The sequence below is a fragment of the Paenisporosarcina sp. P4_D4 genome (assembly GCF_056401835.1).
Genome location: NZ_JBFUIO010000164.1, coordinates 1 through 3,659, shown reverse-complemented (window position 1 = coordinate 3,659; position 3,659 = coordinate 1). Strand labels below are relative to the sequence as shown.

The window sequence follows — 3,659 nt, the reverse complement described above, 5'->3', positions numbered from 1 at the left end:
ATTAATTAAGTTGTTAGAAATTGTTTAGGGAGATTGATAAATACCTGCAAAATGCTATGACGTATATTTCTACTTTCATTTCTCATACTAAAGAACAAAAGGAGTGATATCTATGGCAAAACGGACTAAGAAAAATGACGCAGAACAAAAGAATAAACAAGGGTTTGACTCCAGCAAAACAGATTCAGAATTCTCCAAAGAATTTGGCAGTGCAAATGCTAATCGAGCAAAAAAAGAAAAGGCGAAAAAAGAAAAAGCATCCAAAAACCAAGGGGAATGGAAAGGAATGCATTGATTGTTTTATCAAGATTTGAAAGACCCCCCCTCCCTCTTAGGGTGTATGGCGTTTCCAAAGAATAGGATATAACTCTTTTGATCTACAGCGTGGATTTTTTTATAAACTTTCCACAACATCATTTCCACTCTCGAAATATGATAAATCTACCATTTCTTCAAAGAAAACCACTATAATGAACTGCACTTCCAATTGTTAGTTGTGTCTAACGATTGAAGGTGCAGTTTTTTGCCCCCCGTAAGTTCAATAAAAAATGGTTTCACTCCTTTTTGAAGTAAAGCACCCGTTAGTTGAATAAGGAAATTATAGATGATGAATATTTATCTCTTGATTGACTATTCTTTTAATAAATTCAACTATCTCTTGTTTACCAAGGCCACCTTGATATACATCAGTTTTCTGGATAATAAAATTTTTCATATCGAAAAAATCCGTTAGTTCAATTAGATATAAGGCTACTTTGCATCCGTTATTTTAAGGCATCCTTTAAAACTTAATACATCCTCTCCAACTCAATGTCTAAGGTCCTGATTTTCTTGTGTATTTTATTTTGCACTTCGTCCGTAAATAGCCCAGTGTGAGKTATAGAAAGTATACTTCCATCTGAAAAGTAAAACTCATAATGTGCACGTTTTTGGTCACCTGGTTTAGTCTCGTAATAAATATAACGATTAATATCATCCCAAGCATATCTGTGTATTTTTACCGAAAAAACTTTCCGAAAAGAGATTTCTTCATTGGATATCGTCACATAGGGCAAAGATGAACTAAAAAACACTACTCCACAAAGGATCATGGAAACCACTGCGGTAACAATAGAAACTTTATTGAAATCCCCGAAATAGAGAACATGACAGGCTAGTGCTAATAACAGAACACTAACAATTAACAATATATAGTTCGATGCTGGCTACATAAATTAACTTATTCAACACAAACCCAAAAAACCCATTCTTATTCAACTTACCCGCCCCGTTAGTTCAATAAGAAAAAAGAGCTGACACTTTGCACTGCACCCTTCTTCTTCAATCGGTTTAGAAAGTCTTAATCCGTTTATAAGCTTCCGCATGTCTTATCTAAGCGCATATTTCCGGTTAATTATTTTGGGTTTCCGATGCTTTCCAACTATTCTAACCTAAAAATCATGTGGTATAATTAGCCATTAATGATGAGAGGTGAATTATAATGGACACAGGCGATAAAGTAACCATAACGGTAGAAACAATAGTTCATGCACCCGTTGAAAAAGTGTGGGAATTTTGGACAGAACCACAGCATATAACGAAATGGACGTTTGCTTCTGAAGACTGGCACGCACCAATTGCCGAAAATGATGTAAGGGTTGGCGGAAGATTCCATACAAGAATGGAAGCAAAGGATGGAAGCTTTGTATTTGATTTTGGTGKAGTTTATGATGAAATTAGAATAAATGAATTTATTTCTTACACTCTTGGAGATGGTAGGAAAGTTACGATCACGTTTGTTAGTCATGAAAACGACACTAAGATAATTGAAGTTTTTGAAGGAGAAGCCACTCATTCCATTGAGCAGCAAAAAGCAGGCTGGCAGGCGATTCTAGAAAATTTCAAAAGATATAGCGAACTTTCTAAAGAAAATTAAAAATAATTCGGACTTGAGATTGAATAAAAATTATTCAAAAGCTTATTGTTACCTTCCTTTGGGAAGGTTTTTTTATGTTAACCATTTTTAAACTTACTAGAAGAATAACGTCTGGGAACGTATCATAAACCTCTATTTTCCTTTCTTCTTCTTCAACTAACCTGCCCAATTAGTTGAACAAGCAGAAAGAGCCGTATAGGAGTCCTCCTTGTTTGATAATGAGTCAATGACAGTTGACACTCATGATCATACAAGAGGGCTCTTTTTCGTTCAAGACCTCGAACATCCTTCAAACAGGAAAGCTGCCCTGTTAGTTGAAGAAGAATTAAGGCTCATCCTTTTTTAAAAAAACTTTTTTCTGGGTCCTCTTTTTATGCACTATTATTGATTTTGAGCGTTTTTTATTTTTCATGGGAGTTCACTAACTTCAACATTAAAGAACGTCAAACCTTCTTCGATCAACACACCGATACGAAGCTAATTTTTAACATCTTACATGTTTTCGTTTAAAACCCAGCCTCCCTTTATCAATTTCTTTTTGAATACTTTCGTAAGCGTTTAGGATACTGCTTTTTTTCTTGTCCCGTTTGACTTCTACTGTACCTACTGCCTTTGCGGTCTCGACTGCCTTTTCATGGTGAGGCAAATATGAAGTCCCCACAGTGTATAGAAAATTATTCATAGCTGATTTCGTTCGTTCTGGGGAATCGTGAATCTTATTTTTTACAAGATCAAGCATATTTGAAATCTTACTTTCGGAAAATTCATTGTCTATGCGATTACCTAAAAGCCAGCAGTAGCAACTCCAGCCCGCTGACATTCTCAGCTCTTGACCGCTTGCAATCCATTTATCAGCAACGTCTTGTGCAATATCAGACTCTGATAAAGTTACTGCAACCACATAATCGGACAGCATATAAAAATATGCTGCATCCATCCACCGATCAAAATCCGACTCAGTCATGGCTTTTGGATCTGCAATAATGCCTGCAAAGTACATTGCATCGTAGTTACCTGTGGAATAAAGCTCGTCAGCTAAATGTTGATTTATTCTTATCTTCTTTGCAATTGGTTTCATAGCGCCTGTAGCTACGCCAAAAAGAGGCTCGTGCGCACCATTAGATAAGTATATTTTTTTCGTTCGTTCCTTACCGAGGGCTTCAAGCTCCTGCATAACTGTTTTGAAATCCATAGTTTTGCACATCCTTCCTTATTAATAATTTCATTGTAACAACTATTTACTGAAATATTAAATCATATAAAAATAAGGTCAACCTTTAAAAACTGGTTGACCTTATAATACGAAAGAACATTTTAGTTTAAGTACAATACTTCACAATCTTGCATCCTTGGATAAATTACTATTACTAAATGTTTGATATGTAAAAAAAGGGAACCCTGCTAACCAGGAGGTTCCCTTTTTTATTAGTAAGATAAAAATACAAAATATCGTTTTTAAAAAAACAGGCTGAGGTTTGGGTTCAGCTTTTTTCAACCGACAACTGTTACATTACCTTTAGGAGTGCATTGAATGAATATTGTTGGTAACCAGTACCTATAACTAAAAATGTTGTTGCACCAAAAGGCAAAATCACAAAAACCTCCAGAATTAATAATAGCTCCTAGACAACCTAACCACTATAAACACTATCACATGTTCCAGCTGCTGGTTCATAATAACAATGATTTTTAAATTGACCAGCATAAGGTTGACCGTACCATGTTGGAGGTCATGGTGCATATG

General features: G+C 35.4%; 3 protein-coding genes and 1 pseudogene. 2 read left to right on the top strand and 2 right to left on the bottom strand.

Translation table 11 applies throughout. The annotated features are described in order from the left end of the window. Window positions 1-112 precede the first annotated feature (112 nt). A complete protein-coding gene (locus tag AC1DSL_RS16360; RefSeq protein ID WP_016427518.1) occupies window positions 113-295 on the top strand; it encodes a hypothetical protein in 183 nt (60 codons plus the stop codon). Window positions 296-1,480: 1,185 nt separating this feature from the next. Next, window positions 1,481-1,915, top strand: a complete 435-nt coding sequence (locus tag AC1DSL_RS16355; RefSeq protein WP_477533004.1) for an SRPBCC domain-containing protein — start codon at window positions 1,481-1,483, stop codon at window positions 1,913-1,915. Between the two features lie 484 nt (window positions 1,916-2,399). Here the strand turns inward: AC1DSL_RS16355 and AC1DSL_RS16350 are convergent, their stop codons facing one another. Together AC1DSL_RS16350 and AC1DSL_RS16345 are read right to left on the bottom strand one after the other, a co-directional pair. Further along, complete coding sequence (locus AC1DSL_RS16350) at window positions 2,400-3,107, bottom strand: DNA alkylation repair protein (RefSeq protein ID WP_477533003.1); 708 nt, start codon at window positions 3,105-3,107, stop codon at window positions 2,400-2,402. 439 nt (window positions 3,108-3,546) lie between these two features. Further along, window positions 3,547-3,645, bottom strand: a pseudogene (locus tag AC1DSL_RS16345) (cell wall hydrolase); the annotation flags it as partial. Between the last annotated feature and the right edge of the window lie 14 nt (window positions 3,646-3,659).